General features: G+C 67.3%; 14 protein-coding genes. 7 read left to right on the forward strand and 7 right to left on the reverse strand.

Annotation, left to right across the window (positions count from 1 at the left end; all coding sequences use genetic code 11):
- The first annotated feature begins 25 nt into the window (after window positions 1-25).
- The 5 genes from benC (at window position 26) to catA (ending at window position 4,425) form a co-directional block, all read left to right on the forward strand.
- Window positions 26-1,036, forward strand: coding sequence for a benzoate 1,2-dioxygenase electron transfer component BenC (gene benC / locus ACQ4OD_RS03655; RefSeq protein ID WP_430943891.1), 1,011 nt, complete (start codon window positions 26-28; stop codon window positions 1,034-1,036).
- 176 nt (window positions 1,037-1,212) lie between these two features.
- Entirely contained in the window at window positions 1,213-1,974 is a 762-nt protein-coding gene (locus tag ACQ4OD_RS03660) for a 1,6-dihydroxycyclohexa-2,4-diene-1-carboxylate dehydrogenase (RefSeq protein WP_198754318.1), read from the forward strand.
- 74 nt (window positions 1,975-2,048) lie between these two features.
- Window positions 2,049-3,170, forward strand: a complete 1,122-nt coding sequence (locus ACQ4OD_RS03665; RefSeq protein WP_198754317.1) for a muconate cycloisomerase family protein — start codon at window positions 2,049-2,051, stop codon at window positions 3,168-3,170.
- Between the two features lie 16 nt (window positions 3,171-3,186).
- Window positions 3,187-3,477, forward strand: coding sequence for a muconolactone Delta-isomerase (gene catC / locus ACQ4OD_RS03670; protein ID WP_198754316.1), 291 nt, complete (start codon window positions 3,187-3,189; stop codon window positions 3,475-3,477).
- A 33-nt stretch (window positions 3,478-3,510) separates the two neighbouring features.
- Entirely contained in the window at window positions 3,511-4,425 is a 915-nt protein-coding gene (gene catA / locus ACQ4OD_RS03675; RefSeq protein ID WP_198754315.1) for a catechol 1,2-dioxygenase, read from the forward strand.
- A 25-nt stretch (window positions 4,426-4,450) separates the two neighbouring features.
- On the opposite strand, the gene ACQ4OD_RS03680 is transcribed toward catA, so the two are convergent.
- On the reverse strand, window positions 4,451-5,341 hold the full coding sequence (locus tag ACQ4OD_RS03680) for a bile acid:sodium symporter family protein (protein WP_430943892.1): 891 nt from the start codon (window positions 5,339-5,341) through the stop codon (window positions 4,451-4,453).
- A 173-nt stretch (window positions 5,342-5,514) separates the two neighbouring features.
- Between ACQ4OD_RS03680 and ACQ4OD_RS03685 the strand changes: the two genes are divergently transcribed.
- A complete protein-coding gene (locus ACQ4OD_RS03685; RefSeq protein WP_198754313.1) occupies window positions 5,515-6,393 on the forward strand; it encodes a Dyp-type peroxidase in 879 nt (292 codons plus the stop codon).
- Between the two features lie 78 nt (window positions 6,394-6,471).
- On the opposite strand, the gene ACQ4OD_RS03690 is transcribed toward ACQ4OD_RS03685, so the two are convergent.
- From ACQ4OD_RS03690 to ACQ4OD_RS03715, 6 genes are all read right to left on the reverse strand, one after another.
- Window positions 6,472-7,758 (reverse strand): hypothetical protein, encoded by a 1,287-nt coding sequence (locus ACQ4OD_RS03690; RefSeq protein ID WP_430943917.1) that lies wholly within the window; start codon window positions 7,756-7,758, stop codon window positions 6,472-6,474.
- 168 nt (window positions 7,759-7,926) lie between these two features.
- Window positions 7,927-8,694, reverse strand: coding sequence for an SDR family oxidoreductase (locus ACQ4OD_RS03695; protein WP_430943893.1), 768 nt, complete (start codon window positions 8,692-8,694; stop codon window positions 7,927-7,929).
- Window positions 8,691-9,482 (reverse strand): SDR family NAD(P)-dependent oxidoreductase, encoded by a 792-nt coding sequence (locus tag ACQ4OD_RS03700; protein ID WP_430943894.1) that lies wholly within the window; start codon window positions 9,480-9,482, stop codon window positions 8,691-8,693. Before ACQ4OD_RS03700 ends, ACQ4OD_RS03695 begins: the two co-directional genes overlap by 4 nt.
- Entirely contained in the window at window positions 9,479-10,297 is an 819-nt protein-coding gene (locus tag ACQ4OD_RS03705) for a molybdenum cofactor biosynthesis F family protein (protein WP_430943895.1), read from the reverse strand. Before ACQ4OD_RS03705 ends, ACQ4OD_RS03700 begins: the two co-directional genes overlap by 4 nt.
- A 75-nt stretch (window positions 10,298-10,372) precedes the next feature.
- On the reverse strand, window positions 10,373-11,032 hold the full coding sequence (locus ACQ4OD_RS03710; protein ID WP_198754309.1) for a helix-turn-helix transcriptional regulator: 660 nt from the start codon (window positions 11,030-11,032) through the stop codon (window positions 10,373-10,375).
- Between the two features lie 2 nt (window positions 11,033-11,034).
- Window positions 11,035-12,522, reverse strand: a complete 1,488-nt coding sequence (locus tag ACQ4OD_RS03715) for an aldehyde dehydrogenase family protein (protein WP_139671217.1) — start codon at window positions 12,520-12,522, stop codon at window positions 11,035-11,037.
- 283 nt (window positions 12,523-12,805) lie between these two features.
- Between ACQ4OD_RS03715 and ACQ4OD_RS03720 the strand changes: the two genes are divergently transcribed.
- On the forward strand, window positions 12,806-13,975 hold the full coding sequence (locus ACQ4OD_RS03720) for a p-hydroxyphenylacetate 3-hydroxylase oxygenase component (RefSeq protein WP_198754307.1): 1,170 nt from the start codon (window positions 12,806-12,808) through the stop codon (window positions 13,973-13,975).
- Window positions 13,976-14,032 lie beyond the last annotated feature (57 nt).

Here is a 14,032-nt window from a genome sequence, read left to right on the forward strand (position 1 = left end):
GACAGGCTCGCCCGCGAGGTGCACCATGAGCTACCAGATCGCACTGAATTTCGAGGACGGGGTCACCCGTTTCATCGAGGCCGCCGGCCATGAGACCGTGGCCGACGCCGCCTACCGACAGGGTATCAACATCCCGCTGGACTGCCGCGACGGCGCCTGCGGCACCTGCAAGTGCAAAGCAGAGTCCGGGCGCTACGACCTGGGCGACAATTTTATCGAGGATGCCTTGAGCGGTGATGAAATCGCCCAGGGCTACGTGCTGACCTGCCAGATGCGTGCCGAAAGCGACTGCGTGGTGCGCATCCCGGCGTCGTCGCAATTGTGCAAGACCGGGCAGGCCCGCTTTGATGCGGCCATCAGCGACTTGCGCCAGTTGTCGGCCAGCACCATCGCCCTGTCGCTCAAGGGCGAGGCTTTGCACCGCCTGGCCTTCCTGCCGGGGCAATACGTCAACCTCAAGGTGCCGGGCAGCGAACAGAGCCGCGCCTATTCGTTCAGTTCGCTGCAAAAGAATGGCGAAGTCAGCTTCCTGATCCGCAACGTGCCGGGCGGGCTGATGAGCAACTTCCTCACTCAGCTGGCCAAGACCGGCGACAGCCTGAGCCTGGCCGGGCCGCTGGGCAGCTTCTACTTGCGGCCGATCCAGCGTCCTCTGTTGCTGCTCGCGGGCGGCACCGGGCTGGCGCCATTCACGGCGATGCTGGAGCAGATCGCCGAGCAAGGCAGCGCGCATCCGCTGCACCTGGTGTACGGCGTGACCAACGACTTCGACCTGGTCGAGCTGGAGCGGCTGCAGGCACTGGCCGCGCGCATTGCCAACTTCACCTTCAGCGCTTGCGTGGCCAACCCCGACAGCCAGTACCCGCACAAGGGCTACGTGACCCAGCACATCGAACCGTGCCACCTCAACGACGGCGACGTGGATGTGTACCTGTGCGGCCCACCGCCAATGGTCGAGGCGGTCAGCCAGTACATCCGCGACCAGGGCGTCACCCCGGCCAACTTCTACTACGAGAAGTTCGCCGCGGCCGCCTGAAGTTTCAAGGGGCCGCTCGCATCGTGCGGGTGAGGTGGCCTCTTTTTATGGCAAGCGCGGCCGCAACGCCTGTGGGAGCTGGCTTGCCAGCGATCGAGAGCGAAGCCCTCGCCATCAGGCCGCGCTGCCTGTCCAGGCGACATCATTGGAAAACCAGGCTCACACTGGAGAACCCCATGCACACCCGATTCCACAACAAAATCGCCTTGGTCACCGGCGCCGCCCAGGGTATCGGCCGCGCCGTGTGCTGGCGGCTCAAGGCCGAAGGCGCGCAGGTGGTAGCGGTGGACCGCTCCGAGCTGGTCCACGAACTGGCGGGCGAGGGCATGCTGACCCTCACCGCGGACCTGGAGCGGCACGCCGACTGCGCCCAGGCCATGGCCCGCGCCGTGGAGGCTTTCGGCCGGCTCGACATCCTGATCAACAACGTCGGTGGCACGATCTGGGCCAAGCCCTTCGAGCATTACCAGGTCGAGCAGATCGAGGCCGAGGTGCGCCGCTCGCTGTTCCCCACCCTGTGGTGCTGCCATGCCGCGCTGCCGTACATGCTCGAACGCGGCTCGGGCGCCATTGTCAACGTCTCGTCCATCGCCACCCGCGGGGTCAACCGCGTGCCCTACGGCGCGGCGAAGGGCGGCGTCAACGCGCTTACCGCTTGCCTTGCCTTCGAGACTGCCGGGCGTGGCGTGCGGGTCAATGCCACCGCGCCTGGCGGCACCGAGGCGCCGACCCGGCGCATCCCGCGCAACGAGGCCGAGCACAGCGGTGAGGAGCGGGTGTGGTACCAGCAGATCGTCGAGCAGACCGTCGCCAGCAGCCTGATGAAACGCTACGGCACCCTGGATGAACAGGTCGGCGCGATCCTCTTCCTCGCGTCCGATGAGGCTTCGTACATCACCGGCGTGACCTTGCCGGTGGGCGGTGGCGACCTCGGATGACTGCCGCCCGACCCGCTTATCGCCGTGCCGGCCACGGTGCGCTGAAACCTACCCTGACTGAACTGGAGCCCGGCATGCCAAGCCCTACCATCGACCGGCTGGAGGCGACCCTCGTTGACCTGCCGACCATCCGCCCGCACAAGCTGGCCATGCACACGATGCAACGCCAGACCCTGGTGATCCTGCGCCTGCATTGCAGCGACGGGGTCGAGGGCATCGGCGAGGCCACCACCATCGGTGGCCTGGCCTACGGTTACGAAAGCCCCGAAGGCATCAAGGCCAATATCGATGCGCACCTGGCCCCGGCGTTGCGCGGCCTGTCGGCGGACAACATCAATGCCGCCATGCTCAGGCTCGACACCCTCGCCAAGGGCAACACCTTCGCCAAGTCCGGCATCGAAAGCGCCTTGCTCGATGCTCAGGGCAAGCGCCTGGGCCTGCCGGTCAGCGAACTGCTCGGCGGACGGCTGCGCGACAGCCTGGAGGTGGCTTGGACCTTGGCCAGCGGCGACACCGCCAAGGACATCGCCGAGGCCGAGCATATGTTGGAAATCCGCCGCCATCGGGTGTTCAAGCTGAAGATCGGCGCCAACCCGGTCGACCAGGATCTACGGCACGTGCTGGCGATCAAGCGCGAACTGGGCGAGCGCGCCAGCGTGCGGGTCGACGTCAACCAGCATTGGGACGAGTCCCAGGCCATCCGCGCCTGCCAGGTGCTGGGCGAGAATGGCATCGACCTGATCGAGCAGCCCATTTCGCGCATCAATCGTGCCGGTCAGGTTCGCCTGAACCAGCGCAGTCCGGCACCGATCATGGCTGATGAGTCCATCGAAAGCGTCGAGGATGCCTTCAGCTTGGCCTGTGACGGCGCGGCGAGCGTCTTTGCCCTGAAGATCGCCAAGAACGGCGGACCCCGCGCGGTGCTGCGCACCGCCCAGATTGCGCAGGCCGCCGGCATCGCCCTGTACGGCGGGACCATGCTCGAGGGGGCCGTCGGCACCCTGGCCTCGGCCCATGCCTTCCTGACCCTGCACCATTTGAGCTGGGGGACCGAGCTGTTCGGGCCGCTGCTGCTGACCGAGGACATCGTCCGCGAGGCGCCGGCCTACCGCGACTTCCAACTGCACGTACCGGCCACGCCCGGCCTGGGCCTGACCTTGGACGAAGCGCAGCTGGCGCGTTTCGCCCGCCGATAGACAGAGGAGAGACACCATGCTTTTCCACGTGAAGATGACCGTGAAGCTGCCCGCCGAGATGGATCAGGCCAGGGCTGCGCAATTGAAGGCCGAGGAAAAGGAACTGGCCCAGCGCCTGCAGCGCGAGGGCATCTGGCGCCATCTGTGGCGCATCGCCGGCCACTACGCCAACTACAGCGTGTTCGATGTGGCCAGCGTCGAGGCCCTGCACGACACGCTGCTGCAGCTGCCGCTGTTCCCCTACATGGACATCGAGGTCGCCGGCCTGTGCCGTCACCCTTCGTCGATCCACGGCGATGACCGCTGAGACCCATACACGAACAACTCGAGGTACCCGACCATGACCGTGAAGATTTCAGCAAACCCTGATGTGCAGGCGTTCATTGAGCAAGCCGCAGGTTTCGGCAATGACAAGGGCAGCCCGCGCTTGAAGCGTATCGTCCAGCGGCTGTTGCAGGACACCGCGCGCTTGATCGAGGACCTGGAGGTCAGCGAGGATGAGTTCTGGCTCGCCGTCGACTACCTCAACCGCCTTGGCGGACGCGGCGAGGCAGGGCTACTGGTGGCCGGGCTGGGCCTGGAGCACTTTCTCGACCTGTTGCAGGACGCCAAGGACGCCCAGGCAGGCCTGTTCGGCGGCACGCCACGTACCATCGAAGGCCCGTTGTATGTGGCGGGTGCGCCGATCGCCGAGGGCGAGGCACGCATGGACGACGGCAGCGAGGACGGTGTGGCCACGGTGATGTTCCTCGAAGGCCAGGTATTCGATCCCCTGGGCCAGCCGCTGGCCGGCGCCACTGTCGACCTGTGGCATGCCAACACCCGTGGCACTTACTCGTTCTTCGATCAGAGCCAGTCTCCATACAACTTGCGGCGACGCATCGTCACCGACGCCGAAGGTCGCTACCGTGCCCGCTCGATCGTGCCGTCGGGCTACGGTTGCGACCCACAGGGACCGACCCAGGAATGCCTGGACCTGCTCGGTCGCCACGGTCAGCGTCCGGCCCATATCCACTTTTTCATCTCGGCACCGGGGCATCGGCACCTGACTACGCAGATCAACCTGGCCGGTGATCGTTACCTGTGGGACGACTTCGCCCATGCCACCCGTGAAGGGCTGGTGGGCGAGGTGGTGTTCCGTGAGGGCGGGCAGGGACGGGTGGCCGAGCTGACCTTCGACTTCCACCTGCAGAAGGCGCGGGGCGGTGCGGCAGAACAGCGCAGCGCGCGGCCGCGGGCCTTGCAGCAGGCCTGAGGCCGCTTCGCGGGCAGCGCTCGACTCACGATGGCTGCTCTGCCGTGTTCTCCAGTGCTTGCCCGCGACTGACCCACCAGCCGAACCCTGCCGCGGTGAAGAACATGATCAGGCTGTAGATCGCCGCCGGCACCGCCATGGTCGCGTTGTTCAGCAGCGACGGGCTCAGGGCCAGCGCGATGGCCAGGGTGCCGTTGTGGATGCCGATTTCCATGCCGATGGCGATCGCCTGGCGTTTCGGGATGTTCAACAGGCGTGGCACCCAGTAACCCACGCCAAGGCTGAGCAGATTGAACAGCAACGCGGCGCCACCGACGATCGGCGCGTACTCGACCACGGTCTGCCAGTCCTTGGCCAGGGCCAGGACGATGGTGAAGGCCAGGAACAGCGCCGCGACGATCTTCATCGGCTTCTGCATGCGCCCGGCGAAACGCGGCGCCCAGTGACGGATCAGCATGCCCAGCGCCACCGGCAGCAGGACGATGGCGAACACCTGCATGACCTTGGCGAATTGCAGGGGGATGGCCTGGTCCGATGCCATGAACCACATCAGCGACAGGTTCACCAGCAGCGGCATGGTGAGGATGGCGATCAGCGAGTTGACCGCGGTGAGGGTGATGTTCAGCGCCACGTCGCCGTGGGCCAGGTGGCTGAACAGGTTGGCCGTGGTACCGCCGGGCGAGGCGGCCAGCAGCATCAGGCCCACCGCCAGTGCCGACTCGAGGCCAAAGCCGTTGGCGATCAGAAAGCACACCAGCGGCAGCAGCAGGATCTGGCAGGCCAGGCCGATCACCACCGGCTTGGGGTACTTCACCACCCGGGCGAAGTCGGCGAGGGTCAGCGACAGGCCCAGGCCGAGCATGATGATGCCCAAGGCCAGCGGCAGCAGGGCGGTGAGCAAGGGGGAGGCGGTCATGGGCGGTCTCTCGGGCGAAGGATCCCGAGGAGTGTAGGTGGGTGCGCAATGATAGCTAATCGTGTCTGGACGATCTTGGTAACCGTTTGTTACTGGCCTGGTGACGCCATGTCGCGTTGCGATGCCGGGCCTGTGGCAGTAGCATTCGCGCTTTTGCCGAGGATTAGCCCGTCATGCCGTTCCAGCAAGGTCTGCTTTCCACCCCGGTGCCGGCCCATGCCCGTCACCTGTTCTTTGCCCTCGATTCCCTGGAAGCACTGCCCGCGGTACTGGATCAGCTGTTGCCGCAGGTCGATGGCCACAGCCTGATCCTGGCCGTCGGCGCGCCACTGGCCAAGGCCCTGGGCCGCGAGGTGCCGGGCCTGCGCAGTTTCCCGCAACTGGACGCGGTGGTGGAGAATCCGGCGACCCAGCACGCCCTGTGGCTGTGGCTGCGCGGTGCCGAGCGCGGCGAGCTGTTCCTGCGCGCCCAGGCCTTGCAGCAGGTAATGGCGCCGGCCCTGCGCCTGGTCGACAGCGTCGAGGGTTTCCTGCACCGCGGCGGCCATGACCTGACCGGCTACGAGGACGGCACCGAGAACCCGGTGGACGCAGACGCCGTCGCTGCCGCCATCGTGCCGGGCGACATCCCAGGCCTGTCGGGCTCGAGCTTTGCCGCCTTCCAGCTGTGGAAGCACGACCTGGGCTACTTCAAGTCGCTGCCCCAGGCCGAGCAGGACAACATCATCGGTCGCCGCCTGAGCGACAACGAAGAACTCGACGACGCCCCCGAATCCGCTCACGTCAAGCGCACCGCCCAGGAGAGCTTCGCCCCCGAGGCGTTCGTGGTGCGGCGCTCGGTGGCCTGGACCGATGAACGCGGCGCGGGCCTGGCGTTCGTCGCCCTGGGCTTCTCGCTGGACGCCTTCGAGGTGCAGCTGCGGCGCATGAGCGGGCTGGAGGATGGCGTGGTCGATGGTCTGTACCGCTTCAGCCGGCCGTTGAGCGGCGGCTATTACTGGTGCCCGCCGCTGGGTGAGCAGGGCGCCGACCTGAGCCTGTTGCTGGGCTGACAGGTCCTCATCGCGGGGCAAGCCCGCTCCCATGCCTCGGGCCTGATGCCCATCGGCGTGGGCTTGCCCCGCGATGACTCAGAACGGCACCGCCACCGTCAGCTGGCTATAAACGTTGGTCCCGCTACCCACCTGGTTGCCACCATTGCTTTCATCCTTGCGCGGCTTGAACAGCCCCAACAGCGGGGTGACGATCAGGTGCTCGTTGACTGCCCATTCCACATACAGGTCCAGCTCCTGCGCATCGAGGTCCAAGGTGTCGCGGCTACGCACCGTGTCGAAGTCGAAGAACAGCGCGCCGAGGGTCAGATTGTCCCGTGGCGTGGCCTTCAGGCCGACATGGTGGATGCCGCTGTTGGTGTTGAACGGCCCGGCGTAGTTGCCGGCGACCTCGCCCTGGATCCAGGTGCCGTAGCCGCGGGAAAGCCCTGTGAACAGCAGGTCCCAGCCTGCGGAGTAGCGGGTGTAGCGGTAGGTCAGCTGCGGCGCCCAGGGGGTGTTGGCGAAGGTGTAGGCCGCTTCGGCGTACCAGGCCGTCTCATGCTCGCCGCGCTTGTCCTGCCAGGCATATTCGAAGGCCAGTCGGGTGTTGGCCAGGCCCGCACTGCCTTCGCCGCGCAGGCTGTAGACATCCAGGCCTTCGCGGGCCTTCTGGAATTCGCTGGCCCACTGGTCGGCCACGTCGATGCCGTGGATGTAGGTCAGGCCCAGGGTGCCCAGGCCATGGGTGTAGTCCAGGGTGCCGGCCGCCAGCTCGGTTTCGGCCTGGGCACGGTTGTCGGACTTGAGCCACAGCACGCTGCCATGCAGCCCCTCCTGGCCGCCCAGGCGCAGCACTGCGGTGCGGTCGAAGGCGTGGCGCGCGCCCAGATAGAAGCCGCCGCCGCGGTTGAGCTGGCCGTCGGCCGGGCCCTTGCCCAGGTTGGGGCCGTCGTCGTTGACCAGGAAGCCGCTGCCCAGGCGGATCACCTGGCGGCCGCCGGACAGGTCCACGCCATCCTTGCCCAGCAACGGGAACAGGTCGCCCGAGCGCCAGCCCAGGTAGGCGTCCTCGATCTTGGTGGTGCGTTCGGAGCCGTCCTGGTTGCCGCCGGCGTCGCCGTCGCCCCAGGCGCCTGAGCTGACCCAGTTGAGGGCGCCATACAGGCTGCCGTTGCCGGCCAGGCCCTGGTCGCCGCTGAGGCCGTACTTGATGAAACCTTCGCGCCAGGTCGAGCCGCCCGGGGTGCCGTCGTAGTTGTGGCGGCTGTTGAACATGCCCCAGACCGCGAGCAGATCGGCGTTCAGGTGGCTGTCGTCGTCGGCGTACAGCTCGTAGGCCGGGCTGGCCTGGCCATGGACCAGCAGGGTCAGTGCCGTGACCATTGCGGTGTGACGTGGAGTGAGACGCATGGATCGATCCTCGTTTTTTGTGTGCGGTCTTGAGTGCCGCGTTGTTGTGGAGGCAGTGTCGAAAGGCGACGGGCTATTAGCGCGTGGAACGCGGGCAGTGGTCTTGCCCGTGGCTGCCAGCGCCCTTGCATGTCGCCGCCATCACAGGCTCGCGGTGGTCTCCGGCAGGGTGGCGCCGCCGTCGACCACCAGGGTCTGGCCGGTGATGTAGCGGGCCGCGTCGGAGGCCAGGAACAGCATCGCCGCGGCGATATCGGCCGGCTCGCCCAGCCGCCCCAAGGGCACGCTGGCGGCGATCCGGGCGTTCACGGCGGTATCGCCGAGGTTGTCCATGGCCGGGGTGCGCACCATCCCCGGCTCCACGCCGTTGACCCGTACATTGAATTGCGCCAGCTCCAACGCGGCGTTGCGGATGAAACCGTTGACCCCGGCCTTGGACGCGGCGTAATGGCTCAGGCCCGGAAAGGCCACCTGCGGGCCGGTCACCGAGGAGGTGGCCAGCACGCAGCCGCCTCCTTGGTGGCGGAACAGTGGCAGGGCGCCCTGGGTGAGCCAGAACAACGCCTCCAGGTTCACCGCCAGGGTGCGTTGCAGCAGCGCCGGGTCAATCCTGGCGAACGCGGTGAGCGGGAAATACGCGGCGTTGTGCACCAGCACATCCAGGTGTTCCAGCTTGGCCAGCAAGGTGCCGATCGCAGCAGGGTCGGCCAGGTCCAGCGTTTCCCCGCGCACGTCGTGACCCAGGGCCCGTTGTGCCTCCATCAGGCGCTCAAGTGCTGGCGAATCGAGATCCACGGCCAGCACCTGGGCACCGCCCCGGGTGAAACCTTCGACGATGGCCTGGCCAATCCCGCCCGCCGCGCCGGTGACCAGCACCGTGCGCCCCTCGAAGTCGTAGGGTGTGTTCATGCCGACGGCTCCAGGTGGGTGAAGGCCAGGGTCGGCAGGTCGACCACGGTCGAACCGCCGTCGGCGGCGATCACCGCGCCGGTGAGGATGCTGGCCTCGGTGCCGACCAGGAACTGGCACACGGCGGCTATTTCATCACTGCTGGCCGGGCGGCGCAGCGGTATGTCGGCGGTGACCCGGCGGTAGGCAGCGTCGAGGTCTTCCTGATAGTGATCCATCAGTAACTGCATCTCCTGATCCGCCATGGGCGTGCGCACCCAGCCCGGGCAGACGCAGTTGACCCGCACGCCGAATGGTCCGTAGTCGCGGGCCAGTGAGCGGGTCAGGCCGACCAGCGCATGCTTGGCGGTGGTGTAGCCGCACACCTCGGGCCCGGCGCCCAGCGCGGCGATGGAGCCCAGCAGCACCAGGCTGCCACGCCGCTCGCGCAGCAACGGCAGGCACGCCCGGGCGGTGTGGAAGGCGCTGTCGAGGTTGCTACGCAGAGCCTCGCGCCAGGCGCTGTCGCTGGTCTGCTCGACCGCGCCCAGGCCATGGCCGCCGGCGCAGGCAATCACCGCGTCGAGGCCGCCGAAGCGCGCGCGTACCTGCTCGATGAACCCCACCCAGTTGGCACTGTCTGCGGCATCGCCGGCCAGCACCAGGCCATCGCACTGCTGCGCGACGCGCTCCAGCGCTTCACGACGGCGGCCCACCAGCGCCACCTGCCAGCCCTGGCGGGCCAGGCGCAAAACACAGGCTTCACCGATGCCGCTGCCGGCCCCGGTGACCAGCACGCTGCGGTTCACTGCGCATGCTCCGTGCGGTTGAGCACCCGGCAATGGGATGACACCGGGAAGTTGGCCAGCGCATCGAAGCCGCCGCCCTGGTAGCCGAAGATCTTGCCGTCGCTGCGGTGCCGCGCCAGGTCGATCATCACCAGGCCCAGGGTGGGCACGATCTTCTCGCACCAGACGAACAGGTACAGCTGCTCGGCGATCTTGTAGTAGTACGCCCGGTCGGTGTCGCACAGGCCTTGCTCGACACCCTTCAGGCATTGCCAGCTGTAGTAGTCGGCATTCAGGTAGACGTGCTCGTATTCCTCGGTGGGGCTGTAGCGGTAGTGGTTGCGCAGGCCCACCAGTTCGGTGGTCGGCGCGTGGGGGCAGGCGCCGGCCTGCCAGGGGCGGTCGAGGCTGCCGTGCAGGAAGCGCGCTTCGACGCCGGTCAACGTCTCGCCGGCCAGGGCCAGTGTGTACAGGCCGCGCTGGGTGCGCGCCTGATCGGGCAGGCGGCCGAGCACGGCGGTGAAGGCCTGGTTGTGGGTGTCGAGCACCAGCGACACCGACCAGGCCTGGCCGGCCTCGTACTTGATGAAATCGACCAGATAGATGCCGGGGCGCACCGAAGTGGCTCGGTAGCCGGCGCTGCCGCTGCTGTGGCCGTCTGCCGCATGCCAGTGCAGGCGCTCGCTGTCGAAGCGATGCTCGATGATCCAGCCATTGGCGAAGTGCAGGGTGAGTGTGCGCCCGGTCAGGTCGGCCAGTTGCGGCAGGATGAAGGCCTCGGGTGCGAAGCCCTCGGCGAGGGCGCCCACGGTGATCCAGTCGGCTTGGTTCGGCATGCTGTTGACTCCTGTGTTGGGATGCCGACAGCGTGCCGCGCCGTTTCGCACGGGGGTATCAACCGGAAGGTTGAGTCACAGGTAGAGGGCCGCCACCAGCTCGGTGCGGTTGCGCACGCCGACCTTGCGGAACAGGTTGATCAGGTGGGTTTTCACCGTCGGCAGGCCGACGCCCAAGGCGCGCGCAAGCAGTTTGTTGCTGGTGCCCAAGCGCAGCAGTTCGGCGATCTGCCGTTCGCGTGGGGTGAGTTCGAAGTGCCCGTGGCCGGCGCTCAGCGGCTGGCTGGCCACGGCTAGCTGCATCAGCCCGTGCAGGGGCAGCAGGCGTTCAAGCTCGTCGCGCCGGAACTCACCCAGGCTTGGGCTGCGCAGCAGCGAGACGCCGGCCACGGGGCGGCCATCCGCCTGGGCGATGATCTCCACCACGTCCACCACCTGGTGCTGCGCAAGGAAGCGGCGGTAGGTCCGGCCCTGTGCTTCGGGCAAGCAGGCCAGGCCCTGGCGCAACGACACCACGGGCCGGCCGATGGCCAGGCAGCGCCCGGGCTGTAACGGGTCGAACGCCCGGTAGTGCGCAAGGTAGCGGGCGTGCATTGGCGCCTGCAGGTCCTGCAGCAGGAAATCGCAGGCCTGCTGCCCGGCATCGATACGGTAGAACGCCGCCAGCGACGCCGGTACCTGCTGACTGAAGGCCTGCAGGCAGTAGCGGCCCAGGTCGTGGTTGGCGCCGGCCATGGTCAGTAGCGGATCATCACCGACTTCAGCTCGGTGAAGTCGTCGATGAAGGCCGAGCCGAATTCGCGGCCTATACCGGAAGCCTTGATGCCGCCGAACGGCACCGCCGGGTCGAGCAGGGTGTGCATGTTGACCCACAGGGTGCCGGCCTGGATCTGCGGGATCAGGCGCATGGCCTTGCCCAGGTCGTTGCTCCACAGGCTCGCGCTCAGGCCGTAGGGCGAGGCGTTGATCAGCTGCAGCAACTCGTCCTCGTCGTCATAGGGCAGGAAGGTCGCCACCGGGCCGAAGGTTTCCTGGTTGAGCAGGGTATCGTCCGCGCTGTTGGCGAGGATCACGGTAGGCTCGACGAAGCAGCCCGGGCCTTCGCCAAGCCGCCCGCCATGAACGATGCGGTTGCCTTCGGCACGGGCGGTGGCGAACAGCTCACCGAGCCTCTGTTGATGCGGCTTGTTGGCCACAGGACCGAACTGAGTGGTTTCGTCCAGCGGGGAGCCGATCTTCAGTCGGCCCAGGCGCTGGGACAGTGCGTCGAGCAATGGGTCAAGGCGTGAGCGATGCACGTAGAAACGCTCGCCGGCGGCGCAGATCTGCCCGGAGTGCAGGAAACCGGCCTCGATGATGCCGTCCAGCGCCTTGTCGAGGTCGACATCGGGCAGGAACGCCACGGCGTTCTTGCCGCCCAGCTCCAGGGTCGCCCGCGTCAGCCTGGCGCCCATTGCCGCCTGGCCGACGGCGATGCCGGTGGGCACGGAGCCGGTGAACGACACCTTGTCGGTGCCGGGGTGTTCGACCAGCGCCTTGCCCACCTGGCCACCGCCGGTCAGCACGTTGAGGGCGCCCGGCGGCAGGCCGGCCTCGCTGGCCAGTTCGGCGATGCGCAGCAGGGTCAGCGGGGTGAACTCGCTGGGCTTGAGCACGATGCTGCAGCCGGTGGTCAGTGCCGAGGCCAGCTTCCACAGGGCGATCATGGTGGCGAAGTTCCATGGCACGATGCCCACCACCACGCCCACCGGCTCGCGCAGGGTAAAGGCGCTGTAGCGCTCGCCGGCGAAGGAGGGCAGCGACGGGGTGATGGTCTGGCCGGTGATCTTGGTGGCCCAGCCGGCGTAGTAGCGCAGGAAGTGCGCGGCCTGCTCCACCTCGAAGGCGCGGGCGATGCCGATCAGCTTGCCCGATTGCAGGGTTTCCAGCTGGGCCAGTTCCTCGCGGTTGGCCTCCAGCAGGTCGGCCAGACGCAGCAGCACCGCGGCGCGGGCGGCGGGGCGGGTGCGCGACCAGCTGGCAAAGCCCTGGCGGGACGATTCGACGGCGTGCTCGACATCGGCCGGGTTGGCATTGGCGACCTGGGCGATGGCTTCGCCGTTGGCCGGGTTGTGCACGGTGATGCGGGCGCTGGATTGGCTGGCGACCGTTTTGCCGTGGATGTACAGGCCGTGGTCACGGGCGAGGAAGGCGCTGACGCTGGGGAGGAGGGGGATATCGCTCATGGCAGGACTCCGGGTGGGTTGCCGAGGACTTCGTGGCAGTGGACTGCCCCGCGATGGGCCGCAGCGGCCCGATTTGCGCAGGTTAAAGCGCGGCAAACGGGCGTTCTTGTCTGCCCATGCCAGCCACCATGACTCAGCCTGCCAACCCCATGAAAAGTGCAATCCGAGGTGCGGAAGTTGCATTTTCGGCCTCGACCACGGCTCCCATACTGACCCGGCATTCATCAGCGAGTCGCGCATTTCAGGCAGCGCTCGCCAGGGTCCAATAACAATGAGCCAGACCATGAAAAAGCCAAATTCCCTGCTTGAAGACCTCAAATCCCTGTTGCCGGCCATCGCCGCCCGCGCCGACCAGGCCGAGCAAAAGCGCAGCGTGCCCGCCGAGAACATCGCCGCGCTCAAGGCCATCGGCCTGCACAAGGCTTTCCTGCCCAGGCATTACGGCGGCCTGGAGATCAGCCTGCCGCAGTTCGCCGAATGCATCGCCGCGCTGGCCGGCGCCTGTGCCAGCACTGCCTGGGCGATGAGCCTGCTGTGCACCCACAGCCACCAGTTGGCGATGTTCCCGGCACGCCTGCAGGACGAGATCTGGGGCCACGATCCGGACGCCACCGCCAGTAGCAGCATCGCCCCGTTCGGGCGTACCGAAGAGGTCGAGGGCGGCGTGCTGTTCAGTGGCGAGATGGGCTGGAGCAGCGGCTGCGATCATGCCGAGTGGGCGATCATGGGCTTTCGCCGGACCAACCCCGAAGGCGGCCAGGACTACTGCTTCGCCGTGCTGCCGCGCGGCGACTACCAGATCCGCGACGACTGGTTCGCCGCCGGCATGCGCGCCAGTGGCAGCCGCACGCTGATCGTCGAGCGCGCCTTCGTGCCCGAGCACCGCATCCAGAAGGCCAGGGACATGATGGAGGGCCACTCGGCGGGCTTCGGGCTGTATCCGGACAGCGCGATCTACTTCAACCCGTACCGGCCGTACTTTGCCAGCGGCTTCTCCACGGTCAGCCTGGGCATCGCCGAACGCATGCTCGAGGCGTTCAAGGACAAGACCCGCCACCGCGTGCGCGCCTACACCGGCGCCGCCGTCGGCGCAGCCACTCCGGCGCTTATGCGCCTGGCCGAGTCCACCCATCAGGTCGCTGCGGCGCGCGCGCTGCTGGAAAAGAGCTGGGAGCAGATCGCCGAATACAGCGCCCGCCGCCAGTACCCGACGCGCACGGAGCTGGCCTACTGGCGTACCAACCAGGGCTATGCGGTCAAGCTGTGCATCCAGGCCGTGGATCGGCTGATGGAGGCGGCCGGCGGTGGCGCCTGGTTTGACGGCAACGAGCTGCAGCGGCTGTTCCGCGATGCGCACATGACCGGGGCGCACGCCTATACCGACTATGACGTCTGCGCGCAGATCCTGGGGCGCGAGCTGATGGGGCTGGAGCCGGATCCGGCGATGACCTGAGCTTCAACCGATGAACATGGCTGGAGCAATGTGAGAGCGCCCCAGCCAGACCAATAA

Origin of the sequence: Pseudomonas sp. WC1 (assembly GCF_050586565.1) — a bacterium.
In the GTDB taxonomy this organism is placed as follows: Bacteria; Pseudomonadota; Gammaproteobacteria; order Pseudomonadales; family Pseudomonadaceae; genus Aquipseudomonas.